The organism is Camelimonas lactis, from assembly GCF_004342915.1.
GTDB lineage: Bacteria > Pseudomonadota > Alphaproteobacteria > Rhizobiales > Beijerinckiaceae > Camelimonas > Camelimonas lactis.
On sequence record NZ_SLWL01000003.1, the window covers coordinates 322,811 to 342,588 of the forward strand.

Consider the following 19,778-nt stretch of genomic DNA (forward strand, 5'->3'; position numbering starts at 1 on the left):
GGTTTTCGGCCTTGGGCGATGGCCATGCTTGCGCCGCAGAACTGGCGTTGCGATGGAGGTCGGTCATGTGGACGTCGCAGGCCTGAGGCTGGCTTGCGGGCCATGGAGCGGCCTCCTATATAGCGCGATGAGAACAGCGCGTTCTGTTTGCCGGGCGGCGATCCGCCGCGCGGCGGACGACGCGGTCAAACCACCCGGATGCGGTTGCAAATCCAGCAGGCGGCCGCATTCACTCTATCTGGTCTGTCATGCCGGCATGGATGACAGGCCGGGCCATGGCCGGGTCGCTTCGGGGCCTGGCGGTCTGCTTTGAAAGTGAGGGATCAATCATGGGTAAGGTCATTGGCATCGACCTCGGCACCACCAATTCCTGCGTCGCCGTCATGGACGGCTCGACGCCAAAAGTTATCGAGAACGCGGAAGGCGCGCGCACCACGCCGTCGATCGTCGCGTTCACCGACGATGGCGAGCGCCTCGTTGGCCAGCCGGCCAAGCGCCAGGCCGTCACCAATCCGGAAAAGACCTTTTTCGCCATCAAGCGCCTGATCGGCCGCTCCTTTGACGATCCGATGACCCAGAAGGACATCGGCCTTGTTCCATACAAGATCGTCAAGGCGAAGAACGGCGACGCCTGGGTCGAGGCGGACGGCAAGGATTACTCCCCCTCCCAGATCTCGGCGTTCACGCTGCAGAAGATGAAGGAGACGGCGGAGGCTTTCCTTGGCCAGACCGTCGACCAGGCCGTCATCACCGTGCCGGCGTACTTCAACGACGCCCAGCGCCAGGCCACCAAGGACGCCGGCAAGATCGCCGGCCTTGAAGTGCTGCGCATCATCAACGAGCCGACCGCCGCGGCGCTCGCCTATGGCCTCGACAAGAAGTCGTCCGGCACCATCGCCGTCTATGACCTTGGCGGCGGCACCTTCGACGTGTCGATCCTCGAGATCGGCGACGGCGTGTTCGAGGTGAAGTCGACCAACGGCGACACCTTCCTCGGCGGCGAGGACTTCGACATGCGCCTGGTCGAGTACCTGGCGGACGAATTCAAAAAGGAGCAGGGCATTGACCTGAAGAAGGACAAGCTCGCCCTGCAGCGTCTGAAGGAAGCCGCCGAGAAGGCCAAGATTGAGCTGTCCTCTGCTTCGCAGACCGAGATCAACCTGCCGTACATCACGGCGGACGCCTCCGGTCCGAAGCACCTGGCGCTCAAGCTGTCGCGCGCCAAGTTCGAGAGCCTGGTCGACGACCTGATCCAGCGCACCGTCGAGCCGTGCCGCAAGGCGCTGAAGGACGCGGGCCTCTCGGCTGGCCAGATCGACGAGGTGGTCCTGGTCGGCGGCATGACCCGCATGCCGAAGGTCCAGGAGGTCGTGAAGCAGTTCTTCGGCAAGGAGCCGCACAAGGGCGTCAACCCGGATGAGGTCGTCGCCATCGGCGCGGCTGTCCAGGCCGGCGTGCTGCAGGGCGACGTCAAGGACGTGCTGCTGCTCGACGTGACCCCGCTCTCCCTGGGCATCGAAACCCTGGGCGGCGTGTTCACCCGCCTGATCGACCGCAACACCACGATCCCGACCAAAAAGAGCCAGGTGTTCTCGACGGCTGAGGACAACCAGACCGCCGTGACCATCCGCGTCTTCCAGGGCGAGCGCGAAATGGCCGCCGACAACAAGGCGCTGGGCCAGTTCGACCTGGTCGGCATCCCCGCGGCGCCGCGCGGCGTGCCGCAGGTGGAGGTGACCTTCGACATCGACGCCAACGGCATCGTCAACGTCTCGGCCCGGGACAAGGCGACCGGCAAGGAGCAGGCCATCCGCATCCAGGCTTCGGGCGGTCTTTCCGACGCCGACATCGACAAGATGGTCAAGGACGCCGAGGCGCACGCCGACGAGGACAAGAAGCGTCGCGCGCTGGTCGAGGCGAAGAACCAGGGCGAGGCGCTGGTCAACTCCACCGAGAAGTCGGTGGCGGAGTATGGCGACAAGGTTTCGGCCGCCGACAAGACGGCGATCGAGACGGCTGTCGCCGCCCTGAAGACCGCGCTTGAGGGCGAAGACGTCGAGGCGATCACGGCGCGCACCAATGAGCTGATGCAGGCTTCGATGAAGCTGGGCCAGGCCATGTATGAAGCCCAGCAGGCTTCGGAAGGCGGCGACGCCGCCGCCGCTGGCGCCAAAAAGGATGACGACGTCATCGACGCCGACTTCCAGGAAGTCGACGACAACAAGAAGCAGGGTTGAGCCTCTGGCGCGGGGCCGCGATTTGCGGCCCCGTTGCCTTTGGGCGCGACAGTTCCGGGGCGTCGCGACGGTTCGCGCGTCCGGGCGAAGGCCGGCCAGGGCCGGAAATTGGCCCTGGCTGAATGGAAGCCATATCCCGGCGTGCGGCGGAAAAGGCCTCGCTGGACAATGGCTTCAGGGTTTGGACGTTTTCTGGAAAAAGCCGGATCACCATATGACGCGCATGCCGGGAGAGACCGGGCGGCGGTCTGGTTGTGCCCGGCTGAATGGTCATGGCGCTCACGCGCATGGCTGACGATGAGAAGATGACAGGATCAGGTCTGGAATTTGCCCGATGACCAAGCGCTGCTACTACGAGGTCCTTGAGGTTGAACGGACCGCCTCTGACGGTGACCTGAAGGTCGCTTTTCGCAAGCTGGCCATGAAATGGCACCCGGACAGGAACCCCGGCGACGCGGCCGCCGAGGTGCGTTTCAAGGAAGTGGCCGAGGCGTATGAGGTTCTGAAGGACGGCCAGAAGCGCGCCGCTTACGACCGGTTTGGTCACGCGGCTTTCGAGCAGGGCGGCATGGGCGGCGGCGCGGGGCCCGGTTTCGGCGCCGACTTCTCCGATTTCATGACCGACATCTTCGACAATTTCTTCGGCGACAGTCGCGCCCGCGGCGGCCGCCAGGGCCGCAATCGCGGCTCCGATGTCCGTTACAATCTCGAAATCACCCTGGAGGAAGCGTTCGCTGGCAAGACCGCCGCGATCCGCGTGCCGACCGCGGTGCGCTGTGACAGCTGCGAGGGAACCGGCGCCAAGGCCGGCTCGCGCGCCCGCACCTGCGGAACCTGCGGCGGCGCCGGTCAGGTGCGCGCCGCCCAGGGCTTTTTCGCCATCCAGCGCACCTGCCCGACCTGCGGTGGCCGGGGCGAGATCATCGACAATCCATGCGACGTTTGCCACGGCGCCGGCCGCGTCACCCGCGAGCGCAACCTGTCGGTCAACGTGCCGGCCGGCGTCGAGGACGGCACGCGCATCCGTCTGTCGGGCGAGGGCGAGGCGGGCAGCAACGGCGGCCCGGCCGGCGATCTGTACATTTTCCTGGCCATCAAGCCGCACGCCATCTTCCAGCGTGACGGCGCTGACCTGTTCTGCCGCGCTCCGGTGTCGATGACCCTGGCGGCGCTTGGCGGTGAGTTCGAGGCTCCGACCCTGGATGGCGAGCCGGCGAAAGTCTCGATCCCGGCGGGCACGCAGACCGGCCGCCAGCTGCGCCTGAAGGGCAAGGGCATGCCGGTGCTGCGCAGCCGCAACGTCGGCGATCTGTACATCCAGGTCGTGGTCGAGACGCCGCAGAACCTGTCGCGCCGTCAGCGCGAACTGTTGCAGGAGTTCGAGCGGGAATCCTCGGGTGAAACGCACCCGGAAAGCGCGGGCTTCCTGTCCCGGGTCAAGGAACTGTTCGGCGGCCTGGGCGGCTGAAACAGCCTGGAATAGTCTGGCCCCCCCGGTTGTAGTTCATGGCGGCGGCGCGATCAAAACCGGTTGTCCCGGCTGGAATTTGGCCTGGAGCCCTATGCGCTCCGCCGCAACGGGTGTAACCAGAAGCAGTCAGGGCTGGCCAGACCATCCGTGGGACGGTGCGGCTCGCCTGGAGCAACAGCCTGTGACCGGTCCGCAGTCAGGGCTGGCGCATGACGTGAATAAGTGGATACCGGTTATTCGCGAATATCATGCGATATTAAAAACATGGAGCGCGATGCGTTTGTGTTCGAACCATCACGCGCCATGCATCGATGGAAGGAATTCCATGTCAGTTGGCGATCTTGCAGCAGCAACCGTGGAGCGCAGCGGCCCTGGCTGTTGCGCCGCGTCTCACCCGGCCGGAGCCCGCTGACCTTGCCCCGCCAACGTCAATCCGGAAAACCGCCCGTCCGCATCGAGGATGAGGCGCGATTCCTGCGCTCATGGGTGGAGCGCCCGCTGGTTACCGGGGCGGTGACGCCCTCCGGCAAGATGCTCGCCCGCACCATGGCCAGCTACCTCGATCCAGCGGCCCCGGGCCAGGTGATTGAGCTTGGACCTGGCACCGGCCCGGTCACCGAAGCCATCCTGCGTCGCGGCGTGCCGGAAGACCGGCTGATCCTGGTGGAGTACAGCGCCGACTTCTGCGCGCTGCTGGCCAGGCGTTTTCCCGCCGCCACCATCCTGCAGGGCGACGCTTACAATTTTCCGGAACTGCTGGCCGGGCGCCTGGAAGGTCCGGCGGCGGCCACCGTGTCCAGCCTGCCGCTGTTCACCAAGCCGCTGCCCATGCGGATGAAGCTGCTGAATGACGCCTTCCATCTGATGCAGCCAGACGCGCCCTTCGTGCAGTTCACCTATTCGCCGGTTTCGCCGATTCCGAAATCCGGGGACTACACCTCGCAGCCGTCCGGCCGGGTTTGGTGGAACCTGCCGCCGGCGCGGGTCTGGGCTTACCGGCGCTGCCAGAACGTGAATGGGCGCGCCCACGGGCACGCGCCGCATGCGCTTCCCAATGGCAAACACCGCCCGCGTTGATCCGCCGCTGTCGCGCCCGGCCATTGGTCAGGACGGATTCGTCGTCCTGAGGGCTTGAGCGTGGCGCGGCGCCTGTGCGAAGAGGCGTCATGAACGCGCAAACCCCCTCCCGGCCGCCCCGCGCGGCCATTTCGCCCCGGGACCGTCTGATTGTCGCGCTGGATTTCCCGGACGTGGCGGCGGCGCGCGCCATGACGGCGCGGCTTGGCGACGCGGTGAGCTTCTACAAGGTCGGGATGGAGCTGGTTTACGGCGGCGGGCTGCCGTTCGTTGGCGAGCTGGCCGACCAGGGCAAGCAGGTCTTCGTCGACCTGAAGCTGCATGACATTCCCAACACGGTCGAGAAGGCCACGGCGCGCATCGCCAGCCTCGGCGGCCGCTTCCTGACGGTGCACGCCTATCCGCAGACCATGCGGGCCGCCGCGCGCGGCCGCGGCGCCAGCGCCCTGCAGATCCTCGGCGTCACCGTCATGACCTCCTATGATGACGCCGATCTCGCCGAAGCCGGCTATGCCGCAGGCGTGCGCGACACCGTGGCCCGTCGCGCCGTCCAGGCGCGCGCCGCCGGCATCGACGGCCTCATCCTCTCCGCCGAGGAAACCCTGGCGATGCGCGCCATCGTCGGTGACGACATGCTGCTGGTGACCCCCGGCATCCGTCCGGCGGGCGCGGCCCTCGGCGACCAGAAGCGGGCGGTGACGCCTGGTCAGGCCATCGCCAACGGGGCGGACTATCTGGTGGTTGGTCGCCCGGTGACGGAGGCAGCCGACCCGGTCGCCGTGGCGCGGACCATCGTTCAGGATATCGAAGCGGCGCTTTGATCGGACCGGATCAGCGCCCGGGAAGGGAACAGAGCATGGCGAAGGGTTACTGGATCGGACGCGTCGACGTGTCGGACGCCGACGCCTACAAGGCCTATGTGGCGGCCAACGCCGAAGCGTTCGCCAAATACGGCGCCCGTTTCCTGGTGCGCGGCGGCGACTTCGAGGCGGTCGAGGGCGACGCGCGCGCCCGGAACGTGGTCATCGAGTTTCCCAGCCGCCAGGCGGCGATCGATTGCTGGAACTCACCGGAATACAGGCGCGCCAAGGCGCTGCGTGATGGCCACGCCGTCGCCGACATGGTGGTGATCGACGGCTACGACGGCCCGCAGCCGGGCGAGGGCTGAGATCATGGGCGACATGAAGCTGGTCGTATTCGGCGCCGCCGGGCGCATGGGCCGCATGCTGGTGACGACCATCGCGGACACACAGGGCGCTGTGCTGCACGGCGCCACGGATCGTCCCGGCGCCGGGGCGATCGGCAAGGACGCGGGCCTGCTGGCCGGCGTCGGCGAAAGCGGCGTCATCGTTACCGACGACGTGGGGAAAGCCCTCGACGGCGCCGGCGCCGTCATCGACTTCTCCGCTCCGGCGGCGACGGTCGCCCTTGCCGGGCTGGCGGCGGAGCGTGGCGTCGCCCACATCATCGGCACCACTGGCCTGTCGGAAGCCGATCTCGCCGCCCTCGCGGAGGCGGCGAAGCGCAATGTGGTGGTGCGTTCCGGCAACATGAGCCTTGGCGTCAACCTGCTGGCGGCGCTGGTGCGCCAGGCGGCGGCGGCGCTGGGCGAGGACTTCGATATCGAGGTGCTGGAAATGCACCATCGCCACAAGGTCGACGCCCCTTCCGGCACCGCTTTGCTGCTCGGCGAGGCCGCCGCCGAAGGGCGCGGGATCAACCTTGGCCAGCGCTCCGTGCGCGTCCGCGACGGCCACACCGGCCCGCGCACGCCGGGCGACATCGGCTTCGCCACCTTGCGCGGCGGCTCGGTGGTCGGTGATCACAGCGTCATTTTCGCCGGTCCCCAAGAGCGCATCACCCTGTCGCATCACGCGGAAGACCGGGGCATTTTTGCCCGCGGCGCCGTGCGCGCCGCCCTGTGGACGCGCGGCCGGGCGCCGGGACTGTATTCCATGGCCGACGTCCTGGGCGTTGGTTAGGGCGCTCCGGGAACAGCGGGCTCCGCTTTTCCTGAAGTAAGGTGCGTCAGATCGAAATGGAGCGCTTCCCGATCAGGCGGAGCCGTCTGGTTGATCAGAAGCCGCTCCAGTTTCCGAAATTTTTCCCCTGTGACTGCCGGCGCGACGCCAGAACGGCCGCCGCGCCGAAACCGGAGTTCATCCCATGACCGAGCGCCTTCTTGTTCTCGCCCGTCACGGCCAGAGCGACTGGAACCTCAAGAACCTGTTCACGGGCTGGAAAGACCCGGACCTGACCGAGCTTGGCGTTTCGGAAGCAAAGGCCGCCGGCGACCGCCTGAAGGCGAAGGGCCTGTCGTTCGACCGCTGCTACACCTCGGGCCTTGCCCGCGCCCAGCGCACGGCCCAGCTGATTCTTGGCCAGCTTGGCCAGCCCGATCTGCCGACCGTCCGCGACATTGCCCTGAACGAGCGCGATTACGGTGAGCTGTCCGGCCTGAACAAGGATGACGCCCGGGCGAAGTGGGGCGAGGACCAGGTCCACGTCTGGCGCCGCTCCTACGACGTGCCGCCGCCCGGCGGCGAGAGCCTGAAGGACACCGCCGCCCGCGTGCTGCCCTATTATATCCGCGAGATCCTGCCGGCGGTGATGCGCGGCGAGCGCGTGCTGGTCGCCGCGCACGGCAATTCCCTGCGGGCGCTGATCATGGTGCTGGATGGCCTGACCACCGACACCATCGCCGGCCTGGAGCTGGCCACCGGCGTGCCGCTGGTCTACCGCCTCAACGCCGACACCACGGTGGCCTCGAAGGAAGTTCTCGCCGCCTGAGGGCGAGCGTTTCTGCCGGAGATGCAATGGCCTGCCCCATGGGCGGGCCATTTTTGTTGACGCGTCGCCTGATTGGCAAAACACGTCAGGCCACTGGCGGTGGACGCGCTGGTGATGGCGACGCCCCATGCGCGGTTCACGCCCGACAACTTCTGGCCGCCGGCCTCGCCGATACCCAGTCCAGACCGGACCGTTTGACAAGCGCCCCCTGTCGTAAAGGGGGCCACATGGCCCGCGCGCCCGGCGCTGATACCCCGGGCCAGGGCCGCCGGCGGGAGGCGAGGTTTTTCCGGGCCGTGACGGGCCGGTTGTCAGCTGCGCCGGGCGCCGACAAAGCGGGCGGCGTGACGCAGCATGTCCGCCTCCGCGCCGAAACAGTCGAGCGCGGCGATGGCCCCGTCGATCAGTTCGTCACAGATGGCGCGGGCGCCGGAGAGGCCCAGCGCCGTGACCAGGGTGCCCTTACCCTTCTCCGCGTCCTTGCCGGCCCGCTTGCCCAGGGTTTCGGCGTCGGCTTCGTGGTCGAGGATGTCATCGGCGATCTGGAACGCCCCGCCCACCGCCTTGCCGTAGCGCGCCAGCCGCGCCTGGACGTCAGCGTCGGCGCCGGCGACGAGTCCGCCCGCCTCCACGGCGAACGCCAGCAGGGCGCCGGTTTTCAGCGCCTGCAGATGCAGGATGTCGTCCGGCGACAGGCGCGCCGCGCCCCAGCGCCCTTCGGCGGCGAGGTCGAGCATCTGGCCGCCCACCATGCCGGTCATGCCGCCGGCGCGGGCGAGACCCAGCGTCAGCCTGGCGCGGACGTCGGGGGAGGGGTGCGCCCCCGCGTCGGCGATCACCTCGAACGCCAGCGTCAGCAGGGCGTCGCCGGCCAGGATGGCGGTGGCCTCGTCGAACGCCTTGTGAACCGTTGGCTGCCCGCGCCGCAGGTCATCGTCATCCATCGCCGGCAGGTCGTCGTGCGCCAGGGAATAGCAGTGCAACAGTTCAATGGCCGCCGCCGTGGGCAGGGCCGTCGCCGCCTCCGCGCCGCACAGCGCGGCGGTTTCCACCGTCAGGAATGGCCGCAGCCGCTTGCCGCCGCCCAACGCCGCGTGACGCATGGCGGCGAGCAGCCGCGGCGGCGCGGCGCTGCGCCGGTTGAAAATCTCCGTCAACGTCGTTTCCATGGCCGCCGCCCGGTCGGCGAGTCGCGTCTGGAAGGCTTGCGCGGAGGCAGCCGTCGCGGCCGGGGCATTGTCTGGATGGCTGGCGGACACCTGGCTTCTCCGGTTTCTGGGTCCATGGCGCATGGAGCGGCCTGTCGCCAGCGGCTTGCCGGAGCGGGGCGGGCGGGTCAAGTTTTGTGAAGCCGCAGGTTGGTTGCGAGGCGAGACAGGGCGCGCGACGTCATCGTATGCTGCCATGTTTCGGGTGGTCGCCGCGGCTGGCATGGCTTAGCGGCAGGAGTGGTGGGGGAAGCGGGGCTTGTGGGGATCAGGGCTGGCGGCAGGACCAGGTCCAGGGAGAAGGCGAGGGTCCATTCCGGCGACGGCGTGGCCTCCCGGCGCAGCCGCGTTCAGGTGGAGGCGGAAGACGCGCCGCCCGCCGGTGAGCCCGCTGTGAGCGCCGCGCCCAGGCGTCGGTGGCTGCGCAAGCTGGTGAACCGTCTCATCCTCGTCCTGCTGGCGCTGGCCGCCATTCCGCTGGGGCTGATGCTGCTCTATGCGGTCGCGCCGCCGGTGTCCAACCTGATGCTCGCGCGCTGGTTCACCGGGCAGCCGGTCACCCGCATCTGGACGCCGCTGGAGCGCATCGCCCCCTCGTTGCCGCTGGCGGTCGCCGCTTCGGAGGATGCGCGCTTCTGCCAGCACCACGGTGTGGACTGGGTGGAGTTGCGCGCCGCGATCCAGGATACCGATGAGGATGGCCTGCCGACGCGCGGCGCCTCGACCCTGACCATGCAGACGGTGAAGAACCTGCTGCTGTGGCAAGGGCGATCCCCCGTCCGCAAGGCGCTTGAGCTGCCGCTGGCGGCCCTGGCCGATATCGTCTGGTCCAAGCGCCGCACCATGGAGCTTTATCTGAACGTGGCCGAATGGGGCGACGGGATTTTCGGCGCCGAGGCGGCGTCGCAACGCTATTTCCGGAAGAGCGCCGCCAGGCTCACGCCAGGCGAATCCGCGCGTCTGGCGGCGGTTTTGCCCAATCCCATCCGCTATGACGCGGAAAAACCATCGCGCTATGTGGCGACGCGCGCCGGGCGAATCGCGGCGCGGGCGCGGCAGCAGACCCTGCCCTGTCTGTGACGGCCGATGGCCGGTTTGTCGCGACCGTGTTTGCGGGGCTGGTCAAGGTCGCGGGAACCCTGTATAAGCCCGCATCCCCAACGAAACGGGTTCTGATCGCGGTCGCTGTAGCGTGAACCGCACGGGCCGACGTTACAGCAACGCTTCGAGAGACAGACATGGCCGTTCCAAAACGCAAGACCTCGCCGATGAAGCGCGGTTTCCGCCGCTCCGCTGACGCCCTCGCCGCCCCGACCTACGTCGAGGACAAGGACTCCGGCGAACTGCGCCGTCCGCACCACATCGACCTGAAGACCGGCATGTATCGCGGTCGCCAGGTGCTGAAGCCCCGCGCTGACGCCTGACGCCGTGCGCCGGCCATCCGGCCGGTGACACGCGACATTGTTTGGAAGCTGGCGGATGAACCCGCCAGATCAAACAGGTTCCGAGCCCCGCCTGCCTGGTGCATGCGGGGTTTTCGCATGTGGGGCTCCTGCGTCCAGGAAGTCCGGCCAGGGAGCCTGGCCCGGGAACCCGGCTCAAGACGCCCCGCCCGGGAGACTTCGCCGGCGCGCCAACCCGCCAAATGCGGCGCGGCGATGGCGGCGCCGGTCAGCAGGTTGTGAAGCTCTGGACGGCTGGGGAGCACGGTGACAACTGCTGCTTTTCCTCCAGCTTTTACCGGCTGTTAGCAATGCGCCGGCCAACATGCCCGCAAGACAGATGACGTAACGGCGCAGCCGGTTTCGCCAGCCTCCCGGAGGTTGGTCCGGCGTGCGCAGGGGCAGTTCCGGCCGGGTGCGCGCCACCCGCGCCCGGAGGCATGCGTCAGATTTAAGGACAGGGCATTCCGCATTCCAGCCGGAGGCGCCCTGCCGTTGCGGCGGGATGCGGTGATGCGCGGCTTATTAGGAAAATTCAGCGAGACGTTCCAGGCCCGCAGGTCAGGGCGCCGCGCCGGGGGGCGTCTGGCGGCCAGTCAGGCGGCTCCGTGCCCGGCCCAGGGTGAGCGCGCGCTTGATCCGGCGCAGGGGCTTCTGGCCTGCCACATGGCGTCATGGAGCTGGGATCTGGCGAGCGACCGCCTGGTTTGGGGGCCCACCGCCATGGCCGCCCTTGGTTTCGACCGCCGCCGGCATCTGTCGTCCGGCAAGGCCTGGGCGTCACTGGCGGCGCCCGGCTCCGGCGAGAGTCGCGCCGACGTCATTCACGGCGCCGCCGGGGTGGATCACGGCGAGGGCGCGCCGTTTCGCTGCCGTTATGTGGTCAACGCCGGTCGCGGCCTGTGCGTCATCGAGGAGCGCGGCCGCTGGCACGCGGGCCCGGATGGACGCCCCGCCCGGGCCGAAGGCGTCATGCGGGTGTGCCCCATCGACGGGCGGCCGCCGGATGCGCCGCTGGCCGGGCGCCGCATCCAGCCGGCGCGGGATATCGTGACGCGCACGCTGACGGCGATGCTGCATGATCCTGCCCGCGGGTTGCGCTCGGTGTCGGCTGGCGTCTGTCTGCTCACGCCCCGGACCTCCGATGTGTCGGCGTCCGATCCGGCGATGACGGACCTGGCGGCGGCGGCGATCGCGCGCCGTCTGCGGCGCACCGATGTGGTCGCGGTGCTCGACCCCGGGCAGTTCGCCCTCATCCTCAATGGTTGCGACAGCGCGCAGGGCCGGCAGGCCGCCGCGGCGGTTGCCCGCAATGTGGAGCGGGCCTGTCCCGGCCTGCAGGCCCATGTGGGCCTGGTGACCGCCTCGGACGGCGCCGGCGACGCCAGCTCACTGCTTGAGCGGGCCAGCGAGGCGGCGCGGCAGGCGGCTGAGGCTGGCGAGATGGTGGCCGTCCTGGCTCCCCGCGCCAGACGTCGGCCGGCCACGCGGCCGGCCGCCATGTCGATGCCCGATGTGATCGCCCTGCTCAACGGCCGTGACATCGTCCTTGGCCGGCGCCGCCTGGTCGACCTCGACGGCGCCGATCTGCGTCTTGAGGAGGCGCTGCCGGTCGCCGCCTGCGACGGCGGCGCCGGGGTGATGGGGCCGGGATCGCTGGCGCCGGTCGCGGCGCAGATGAACCTTTCCGGCTTGCTTGACCAGCGGATGCTGGAGCAGACCGTGCGCCTGCTGGCGGCGGACCCGGCCGCCCACATGTTGTTGTGCATCGCCCCGGCGACGCTGGTCAGCCCGGAGTGGCGCGGCGCCGTCGCCGCATGGCTGGCGGCGCATCCGGGCGTGTCGGCGCGACTGGTCATCGCCCTTGATGAGAAGGCGTTCGCGCCCGCAGAATCACCGCCGGCCCGGCATGGGACGCCGAAGGAAAGCGCGCCGGAAACAGGGCCGATGGAGGTCGGCAACAGTTGCCACGACGACGGCGAAGGACAGGCGACGGGGGCGGACGCGCCGGGCAGGGGGCCGGGCCATGATCCGCGCGCCATCGCCCAGCACCTCGCCATGATGAAGGCGCTTGGCGTCAGCGTGGGCGTCACCGGCTTCGGCCTTGGCTGGCTGAAACTCGAGGACCTCTCGGCCATGGCGGTCGATGTGGTTTGCATGAGCGGCCTGTTTGTCAACGAAAGCCTGTCGCTGGTTGGCCCGGACCGTTTCGTCGTGCGCGCCCTCGTCGACGGCGTGCGGGAAATCGGCGCCGCCGTGGTGGCGCCGGCGCCCTGACAGCCGGCCGCGGGCAACGCCCGCCGCGTTGCCGCTGTGGAAATGAGCGGGCGGCAAGCGGCAACCGCCCGGAGGGCCTTGTCAGGCGACGAACCCTCGTGTACGTACCGCCCACCACAGGCGCTGACCTCGTGATTGCGGAGAGGTGGCAGAGTGGTTGAATGCACCGCACTCGAAATGCGGCATAGGGGCAACCCTATCGGGAGTTCGAATCTCCCCCTCTCCGCCATATGACCTTCCCAGGTCATTTCTAAACGTCTCAGGTCGACCCAAGAACCGTTGTCCCGCAACGAGTTCTATTCCCTCCGCGTCTCAGGCCGTCTAGCATCATCCCACCAGAACGCATGTTCGGCACTAGGGCCGAAACTGGGACCGGGAGAGAGGCATGGCGCGGGCCCTAAATAAGCTCACCGCACGCACCGTCGCGACGTTGAAAACGCCGGGCCGCCATAGTGATGGCGGCGGGCTCTATCTTTCCATCAGCCGTGACGGATCCAGACGGCGATGGGTCTTCCTGTTCAAGTTCGAGGGCCATCAGAAAGAGCTTGGCCTTGGTTCTGCAGCCGAAGTTTCGCTGGCCGAGGCAAGGGAGAGGCGGCGTCAAGCCCGGGCTTTGGTTGAGCAAGGGATCAACCCAATTAGGGCCCGTCAGGAAGAAACTAGGGCCGCAGCCCCATCGGGCCCCAGCTTTGGCGAGTACGCCACTGCCTATGTCGACCGGCACAGCTCTTCGTGGCGCAACGCCAAGCATATCGATCAATGGCGCAGTACACTGAGCATTCGCAAGGATGGCCAAGGCGCGTGGATCGACGGCGGTTATTGCGAGGCGATACGTGACAAGCAACTCGCGGACATCACGCGCGAAGACATCGTGGCAATTCTCCAGCCGCATTGGCTGGAGAAGCATGAAACGATGAGCCGGCTGCGAGGTCGTATCGAAACCATTCTCGCTGCCGCTACCGCCGACCGGCACAGGTCGGGCGAAAACCCTGCTCACTTGCCCGGCCTGAAGCACCTGCTGCCTAAACCGCAGAAGATCGCAGCCGCCCGGCACTTCGCCGCCATGCCTTATGCTGACGTGCCGGCCTTCATCAAGCGCCTACGTCTGGTGAGGGGCATGGGCGCGTTGGCGCTGGAGTTCCTGATCCTGACGGCTGCAAGGTCCGGGGAAGTGCGCGGCGCTACATGGGACGAGGTCAACATGGAATCCCGTCTGTGGACCATCCCGGCTGCACGCATGAAGGCAGGCGTGCAACATCAGGTGCCCCTGACCGATCGGGCCGCTGAGATACTGCAGCTGGTTCGTCAGCTCCAGCCTGTCGGAGATATCGCGGATGCTTTTGTCTTCCCGGGCCAAAACAAGGGACGCCCACTTAGCGACATGTCGCTGACGGCAGTGATGCGTCGCCTCGTTGACGGGGAGTACACCGTCCACGGATTTCGTAGCAGCTTCCGTGACTGGGCCGGCGACTGCACTCCCTATCCGAGGGAAGTCTGCGAGGCAGCGCTGGCACATAGCACAGGCAATGCCGTTGAGCGCGCGTATAGGCGTGGCTCAGCATTGGAGAAAAGGCGCGAGCTAATGATTGCGTGGGCGGGCTTCTGCGAACGATAGGGGAGTTCCACGCACGCACAACCCTATCTCTGTCCAAGTCGCCCTGTAACCTCTTCTGCGGACTGCATGATGCGAACCAATATGCGGAGACGCTACATGGAACGCGCGCCCTGCCGCGCACGCTGCGTGTGTCAGAGCAAAAAATCTTCCGCACCTCGCCCATGGATGCAAATGTGATGAAGCAGTCATCGTTTAGAATGTCTTTGGTCAAAGCGATCCTGGATGACCTAGAGCGTGGTCCGGTGCTGTCCCACGACAACCGGTGCCAGTTGATGGATGAACTAAAGCAATTCCCCAATCGCTTGCCCTTTACAGGTCCAACCGAGCCGCCCCCTCGGCCGAGAGGGAGGGGCCGCCCAAGCAGGGGCGATGCAAAAACTTGGCTCTGGGACATGATAGAAGATCAACACCGCGAGATCGCCGCAGAATACTACATATCTTTATGTGAGCATGGCGGTCGCGGCTCTAGCGCCCGTGCGGTCCACGAGACCAGAAGCTGGTATAATAACATGTATGGGGAATATATTTCGGAGACAATCATAAAAACTACTGCATCAAAATTGAAGGAGGCCGGAATCATCGCAAGGCCACCTGCTTATTTTGAACTTGAACTAGCCGCATTGGACGGGCATTCTTCGCTTTCTGAAGACGAAGTAGCTCTCTTAAAAGAATTCAGGCACCCTAGCAATGAAAGCTCTGAAGTAATTCCGCTCGAACAAGAGAAAGCGAACGAAGAAGTAGAAGGAGAAGAGGGAGAGGAAGAAGGCGAAAGCGAAGATGGAAATGAACGCGAAATCGCCTATTCGGAATTTTGTCGTACAACAGAACTGCATGCAGCCAACGTCGCTGAGCAGGCCGCCCGAGAAATTGGTGAAGGGCTAACCTCCTACTTGAATGACCACGTTCTCACCCCTGATCGCACCCGATGGATGAGCGATGAAGAGAGGGAGGAGTTTCGGGCACGATTCCTCAATGAGTTCGTTCTCCAGCTATTCCGGAAGCTGGCAAACGCCGCACCCAGTGCGCCGCCCTAACCATTCAGGAAAATGCGGCTCGGCGAGCTATTTTGGTGAATGACACTCTTGTTGTTCACCAGCGAGCCATGACTATTGTCCCTAGCCATCCCGCAAAAACCCTTTGGGAGGATGGTCATGAATCATTACGAGAAAATTCCTCAAACCAAGTCGGAGCGCGACGTGTCCGCTCCGGCGTGCGGTGCGTACGCCGTGCGCCTGCCTGAAGCCATGCGGCGGACAGGCCTCGGTCGCTCCACGCTGTACCGCGCTATCGCAGCCGGCAGCTTGCGCTCTATCAAGGTCGGCAAGTGCCGCCTCTTTCGCATCACCGACATTGAAGCGTTCCTGGAGGGAAGCGCCAATGGCTAAGCAGACTTACCTCGCGTGGCTTGCCAAGCCCCCGATTCTCGATCGCGAACTGATCAATAGTTACTTTGCTAATGAAGCTCTGCTGGACGCGGCCCGCGACCCGACGAATAGGAATTCCAGTAACGCTTACGTGCTGCCGCGCGGCTCTCTCAGCAACGTCGTCACCAGGCTTTGGCAGCGAGGCTCCGGCCGAGACCTGCGCCAAGAGCTGCTGTGGTTCTCGCTCTCCACTGGCGTAGGTGGTTCAGGCGCGATTTCGCTGGCGGCCTACATTTGGGGCGTCGATGAGGCGGAAGCCGCTCGCCGACTGGCTGCCTATTTCTACCTTCGCAATGGCGAACTCGCGTTCCAGCGCCTTGATGAGGGCGTTGCAAATGAATGATCAGCTTTCGACAGGAGGGGGCCTCGCGCCCCCTAACCCCCACAATAGAGATCGGGTCACCCATAGGCTCTTCTTCGATCCGCTGGATTATCTGCCATCGGAAGAGCTGTATGCAGAATGGAATCGCCAAGCCGCGCTGGGCTACGCTGAGGCTGGTATTGCGGTGCTGCCACTCACGCCGAAGAAGACACCGCGAATCGGGGACTGGCCAAACAAATCATCTGCGAGTCCGGATCAGGTGGTCGCGTGGTGGAAGCAGTCTCCCGGGTCACTTGTGGGCATCGATTGCCGTAAGGCCAACATTGTGGTGATTGACTGCGATTGTCACCCGGGCCAACCAGACGGCGTGGATGCGCTGCGGCGGATCGTTGGACGGGATTTTATTTCGCTCGGTGCCCCGATCATCGAAACCGGTGGAGGCGGCATGCATCTCATTTTCGCTCAGCCGCCGGGAACACGGCTCACCAACAAACGGGGGCGGCTTCCTCAGGGTATCGATGTGCGGGCCGATGGTGGCTACATCGTTGCCGCTGGGTCATATCGCAACGACGGCAGCAACTGGTGCCACGACCCAGATACGCCCGACCTCATCGCAGCCATCGCGGGGCGCTCTCTGCCTCAGGTGCCTGAAGTTTTGCTGGAACTGATCCGTGGCCCGTTCGGTCAGCACGAACCGTTCGCAGGGGGCGAGAAAAACCCCGGCGAAGGTTCCGTGCGCACCGCGGAACATCGCCATCATAATACCGCTCAGTCCGAGCTTCGGGCAGAATCGGAGGCTTTGGCAGACACCCCGGAAGGTGGCCGCAACAATCGTCTGAACGCGATCAGCTTTCGCATGGGTCGGTTTATCGCCGCAGGTTACATCACGCGCGAAGAGGTGGAGGCGCAGCTCATGGCTGCGTGTCAGAAAAATGGCCTGGCTCGGGAGAGCGTGACAGCAGTGCGGGCTACCATGAAGAGTGGCATCCATGCCGGTTGCCAAAAGCCGTTTCAGGGGCATGCCCAAGATACCATGTGGCCGCCCTTTGGCGCAGACGACCATGCCAACACTTTTTCGGATTCGGACGCCGACGGCGACCCTGGGCACGCCGCGCGGAACGCTGGCGCCTACCGCAGGGGACAGGCGCATGAAGCACGCAGCGCGCCCGAGATTGAGACGGTCGTGGCTTCTTCGCTGGCGGACAAGCTCCTGCCCAAGCAAGAATGGCTGGTCGAAAACCTGATCCCCGCCGGCAACGTCACCCTGCTGTCGGGCGATGGCGGGGCTGGCAAGAGCCTGCTCGCGCTGCAGTTGGCGGCCGCGGTCGCCACGGGCGGTTCTTGGCTGGGCTTTACTTTAAAGGCGGGCAGCGCTCTCTTCCTGAGCGCTGAGGACGAGATCGACGAACTGCATCGCCGCCTTGTGCACATTGAACCGAAACTCAATCGCTTGTCCGAACTCGTGCTGATCCCGCTCGCAGGCAAGGATGCGGTGCTCGCAGCGCCTCAACTGCCGAGCAAGCTGGTTCAGCCTACGCCGTTGCTGCAGGCGTTGGAGCGCCTCGTCGCCCATCATTCTCCCGCGCTGCTGATCCTTGACACCAGCGCAGACCTCTTCGCGGGTAACGAGAATGCGCGTGTCGAGGTGCGCACATTCATCTCGATGCTTCGCGCGTTGTGCCTCACCTATCGTGTCACGATTGTCCTTTTGTCCCATCCCAGCCAGAGCGGGCTTGCCAGCGGGGACGGTAGCTCGGGCTCCACCAGTTGGAACAACTCCGTCCGGTCGCGCCTCAATCCCAAGACCGTGGCCAAGTGGCGGAGCCGGTCCTCGACGGCCGATCTACCGAACGGGCCGAAGGTCCCCAGATCGACAACCCTGTCGGTTGGGGAGGAAGCTGTCGTGGTGGCGTTCCGTCGCCACACGCTGCTCCCGCTGGACGACTGTCTCTACGCCCTGCAGGCGTCGATCCCGCATCTCACCCGATCATCGCTTCATCGCTGCCTGCAGCGGCACGGTATCAGCCGGCTGCCGGCTGCCGGCTGCCGGCTGTCGATGGCGACAAGCCCGTGCGCAAGAAGTTCAAGCCCTACCCCATAGGCTATTTTCACATCGATCTCCCAGAGGTGCGGACCGAGGAAGGGCGTCTCTACCTCTTCGTCGCGATCGACCGGACTTCGAAGTTCGCCTTCGTCGAGCTACATGAAAAAGCCACTCGACGGCTCGCCACCAACTTCCTTCGCAACCTCGCCGCCGCCTTGCCCTACAAGATCCACACTGTCCTCACTGACAACGGCACCCACTTTACCGACCCAGCTGGCGATGGCTGGACGCCCGAGGACATCAAGGCGATGCGGGCGAAGGGAGAGCAGTTCCTCTGTCACGCCTTCGAGTTTGCTTGCGCCGATCTCGATATCCAGCATCGACTTACCAAGCCTCGCCACCCCTGGACGAACGGGCAGGTCGAGCGGATGAACCGAACCATCAAGGATGCAACCGTCAAACGCTTCTACTACGAGAGCCACGAACAGCTCAGGAAGCACCTCGGCGACTTTATCTCCGCCTACAACTTCGCGCGGCGGTTGAAGACGCTGCGCGGGCTCACGCCTTACGAATCCATCTGCAAAGCATGGACCGATCAGCCACACCGATTCATATCAAACCCGCACCACCAATTGCCGGGACCAAACATCTAGGGACACCCGGTCGGGGTCGGGGCCCAGCTCTGGTCAGCCCGCAGCGAACGCCTGGCACGAGCTCGCCAACATCGCCCGTCGTTCCCAGAGGCCAGCACGACATGTCGGTCACCTCACTTGCATATCAGGGAAGGCAAACTGCTCGTCCTTTAGCCAGAATATGTGATCGCCGGTCATAGGCTCCTTCTATGGGGCCAGTGGCTGGATCTTAGGCAACTCGAGCGCAACGACGCGCTTCAGCCGCGCGCATATGAAGCTGATCGCGCGCGTGGAATGTCCGGGACTTGGTGGCGAAGCGACGAAGGAGGGCGCTTCCCGGAAATCTTCTTCCTCCAGCATTTCCGCTTTCATCGTTGCATTGCTCAGGTGGACGCGAAACACGCGGCGGTCACGGATCCGTCTAAATTTAAGGTCCCGACCGGTAACCGATCGAGTCATTGTCTCCAACTCATAGATGTCAAGTCGCTCGCCATCCTTACCCCGAAAAGCTAGCCCGCGGCCCGGCGCGACAGCGGGCCATCCTACTGGACGTGTTTGGGCAGATTTGTTGTCCGTGCACGGGTGTTTCGGCCAAGGCCAGCGAACGTCATCAAAAAAAACGCGACCGCCCTGTCGCGACTGGAAATAGAACACGCGTTGTCCGCAGACCGGGCAGCAAGCGCTGGGGTTGATGTAGCTCTCGGCCGTCATGAAGGAACTGGCAGGAGATGAGCGGCTACTGCCCGCACCTGTCCGAGAACCAAAACAGCCGCCACCGTTCACGTGAATCGGCGTCGGTCGCCCGTTCATGTAACGGAATTCGATTTCCCCACCGCATGCTCCACAGATCGTCATCCCTCGCTCCCCCCTTTTGCTGGGAATGGTAGGATGGGCAGATCAGAGAGACTAGATGCTTCGGCGCTGCGTGACCAAGGAAGCTCGCGCGGTCTGGCGGTTGCTCTGACAGCGACGACGGACATATTCGCGCTTCAAGCCTGTAGCGCGCCTCCGGGAATTTATCCGGTTTGAATTCGATCCGGCCCTCTCCCATGGCCGTTTTGACGCGCACGCGGTTATCGGTTGGGACGATCAACACCCCACGCGGGGCAACTGCGGCGGTGCTCCCGTGCCGTTTGCCTGAGGGTGCGTGTTCCACGGGATGGTGGGCACTGATTCCACCGGATGATGGGCGCGCGTTCCACGCGATCATGGGCAGCATTTCCACGGCATCGTGGGCAA

Annotated in this window: 15 protein-coding genes, 1 tRNA gene and 2 pseudogenes; 17 read left to right on the forward strand and 1 reads right to left on the reverse strand. The window is 65.5% G+C overall.

Going from position 1 to position 19,778, the window contains the following annotated elements:
* The first annotated feature begins 329 nt into the window (after positions 1-329).
* The 7 genes from dnaK (at position 330) to EV666_RS05995 (ending at position 7,575) form a co-directional block, all read left to right on the forward strand.
* The gene (gene dnaK / locus EV666_RS05965) at positions 330-2,237 is read left to right on the forward strand and encodes a molecular chaperone DnaK (RefSeq protein ID WP_132004517.1); all 1,908 of its coding nucleotides are present in this window, start codon (positions 330-332) and stop codon (positions 2,235-2,237) included.
* A gap of 334 nt (positions 2,238-2,571) precedes the next feature.
* Positions 2,572-3,705: a molecular chaperone DnaJ gene (gene dnaJ, locus EV666_RS05970; protein ID WP_132004520.1), complete on the forward strand. Its 1,134-nt coding sequence runs from the start codon at positions 2,572-2,574 to the stop codon at positions 3,703-3,705.
* A 417-nt stretch (positions 3,706-4,122) separates the two neighbouring features.
* Positions 4,123-4,785 (forward strand): class I SAM-dependent methyltransferase, encoded by a 663-nt coding sequence (locus tag EV666_RS05975; RefSeq protein WP_245514241.1) that lies wholly within the window; start codon positions 4,123-4,125, stop codon positions 4,783-4,785.
* A gap of 89 nt (positions 4,786-4,874) precedes the next feature.
* Complete coding sequence (gene pyrF, locus EV666_RS05980) at positions 4,875-5,606, forward strand: orotidine-5'-phosphate decarboxylase (RefSeq protein ID WP_132004523.1); 732 nt, start codon at positions 4,875-4,877, stop codon at positions 5,604-5,606.
* Between the two features lie 35 nt (positions 5,607-5,641).
* Entirely contained in the window at positions 5,642-5,953 is a 312-nt protein-coding gene (locus EV666_RS05985; protein WP_132004526.1) for a DUF1330 domain-containing protein, read from the forward strand.
* 13 nt (positions 5,954-5,966) lie between these two features.
* The gene (dapB, locus tag EV666_RS05990; protein WP_132004667.1) at positions 5,967-6,767 is read left to right on the forward strand and encodes a 4-hydroxy-tetrahydrodipicolinate reductase; all 801 of its coding nucleotides are present in this window, start codon (positions 5,967-5,969) and stop codon (positions 6,765-6,767) included.
* Positions 6,768-6,951: 184 nt separating this feature from the next.
* Complete coding sequence (locus EV666_RS05995) at positions 6,952-7,575, forward strand: 2,3-bisphosphoglycerate-dependent phosphoglycerate mutase (protein ID WP_132004529.1); 624 nt, start codon at positions 6,952-6,954, stop codon at positions 7,573-7,575.
* Positions 7,576-7,886: 311 nt separating this feature from the next.
* Here EV666_RS05995 and EV666_RS06000 read toward each other — a convergent pair whose 3' ends face one another.
* Positions 7,887-8,744 carry a polyprenyl synthetase family protein gene (locus tag EV666_RS06000; protein ID WP_245514242.1) on the reverse strand — a complete coding sequence of 286 codons (858 nt, stop codon included), beginning with the start codon at positions 8,742-8,744 and terminating at the stop codon, positions 7,887-7,889.
* Positions 8,745-9,044: 300 nt separating this feature from the next.
* On the opposite strand from EV666_RS06000, the gene mtgA reads away from it, so the two are divergent.
* The 10 genes and pseudogenes from mtgA to EV666_RS06055 form a co-directional block, all read left to right on the forward strand.
* Positions 9,045-9,863, forward strand: coding sequence for a monofunctional biosynthetic peptidoglycan transglycosylase (gene mtgA, locus EV666_RS06005; protein ID WP_245514243.1), 819 nt, complete (start codon positions 9,045-9,047; stop codon positions 9,861-9,863).
* Positions 9,864-10,021: 158 nt separating this feature from the next.
* Positions 10,022-10,207, forward strand: coding sequence for a 50S ribosomal protein L32 (gene rpmF / locus EV666_RS06010; RefSeq protein WP_132004532.1), 186 nt, complete (start codon positions 10,022-10,024; stop codon positions 10,205-10,207).
* A gap of 531 nt (positions 10,208-10,738) precedes the next feature.
* Positions 10,739-12,502, forward strand: coding sequence for an EAL domain-containing protein (locus EV666_RS06015; RefSeq protein WP_132004535.1), 1,764 nt, complete (start codon positions 10,739-10,741; stop codon positions 12,500-12,502).
* Between the two features lie 139 nt (positions 12,503-12,641).
* Positions 12,642-12,731, forward strand: a tRNA-Ser gene (locus tag EV666_RS06020).
* A 156-nt stretch (positions 12,732-12,887) separates the two neighbouring features.
* Positions 12,888-14,117 (forward strand): tyrosine-type recombinase/integrase, encoded by a 1,230-nt coding sequence (locus EV666_RS06025; RefSeq protein WP_132004539.1) that lies wholly within the window; start codon positions 12,888-12,890, stop codon positions 14,115-14,117.
* A 392-nt stretch (positions 14,118-14,509) separates the two neighbouring features.
* Positions 14,510-15,151 carry a hypothetical protein gene (locus tag EV666_RS06030; protein WP_132004542.1) on the forward strand — a complete coding sequence of 214 codons (642 nt, stop codon included), beginning with the start codon at positions 14,510-14,512 and terminating at the stop codon, positions 15,149-15,151.
* A 117-nt stretch (positions 15,152-15,268) separates the two neighbouring features.
* Positions 15,269-15,502, forward strand: coding sequence for a helix-turn-helix transcriptional regulator (locus EV666_RS06035; protein ID WP_132004545.1), 234 nt, complete (start codon positions 15,269-15,271; stop codon positions 15,500-15,502).
* Positions 15,495-15,884, forward strand: coding sequence for a hypothetical protein (locus tag EV666_RS06040; RefSeq protein ID WP_132004548.1), 390 nt, complete (start codon positions 15,495-15,497; stop codon positions 15,882-15,884). Before EV666_RS06035 ends, EV666_RS06040 begins: the two co-directional genes overlap by 8 nt.
* A pseudogene (locus EV666_RS18575) lies at positions 15,877-17,577 on the forward strand (AAA family ATPase); the annotation flags it as partial. The gene EV666_RS06040 and the pseudogene EV666_RS18575, both read left to right, overlap by 8 nt.
* Positions 17,578-17,646: 69 nt before the next feature.
* Positions 17,647-18,560 (forward strand): annotated as a pseudogene (locus tag EV666_RS06055) (IS481 family transposase); the annotation flags it as partial.
* Positions 18,561-19,778: the final 1,218 nt, after the last annotated feature.

Bases quoted from the DNA above. Each gene is read 5' to 3' on its own strand.
- EV666_RS05985 (WP_132004526.1), top strand. From the start codon at position 5,642: ATGGCGAAGGGTTACTGGATCGGACGCGTCGACGTGTCGGACGCCGAC.
- dapB (WP_132004667.1), top strand. From the start codon at position 5,967: ATGAAGCTGGTCGTATTCGGCGCCGCCGGGCGCATGGGCCGCATGCTG.
- pyrF (WP_132004523.1), top strand. From the start codon at position 4,875: ATGAACGCGCAAACCCCCTCCCGGCCGCCCCGCGCGGCCATTTCGCCC.
- EV666_RS06025 (WP_132004539.1), top strand. From the start codon at position 12,888: ATGGCGCGGGCCCTAAATAAGCTCACCGCACGCACCGTCGCGACGTTG.
- EV666_RS06000 (WP_245514242.1), bottom strand. From the start codon at position 8,744: ATGGAAACGACGTTGACGGAGATTTTCAACCGGCGCAGCGCCGCGCCG.
- dnaJ (WP_132004520.1), top strand. From the start codon at position 2,572: ATGACCAAGCGCTGCTACTACGAGGTCCTTGAGGTTGAACGGACCGCC.
- dnaK (WP_132004517.1), top strand. From the start codon at position 330: ATGGGTAAGGTCATTGGCATCGACCTCGGCACCACCAATTCCTGCGTC.
- EV666_RS06015 (WP_132004535.1), top strand. From the start codon at position 10,739: ATGCGCGGCTTATTAGGAAAATTCAGCGAGACGTTCCAGGCCCGCAGG.
- EV666_RS05995 (WP_132004529.1), top strand. From the start codon at position 6,952: ATGACCGAGCGCCTTCTTGTTCTCGCCCGTCACGGCCAGAGCGACTGG.
- rpmF (WP_132004532.1), top strand. From the start codon at position 10,022: ATGGCCGTTCCAAAACGCAAGACCTCGCCGATGAAGCGCGGTTTCCGC.
- EV666_RS06035 (WP_132004545.1), top strand. From the start codon at position 15,269: ATGAATCATTACGAGAAAATTCCTCAAACCAAGTCGGAGCGCGACGTG.
- EV666_RS06040 (WP_132004548.1), top strand. From the start codon at position 15,495: ATGGCTAAGCAGACTTACCTCGCGTGGCTTGCCAAGCCCCCGATTCTC.
- EV666_RS06030 (WP_132004542.1), top strand. From the start codon at position 14,510: ATGATAGAAGATCAACACCGCGAGATCGCCGCAGAATACTACATATCT.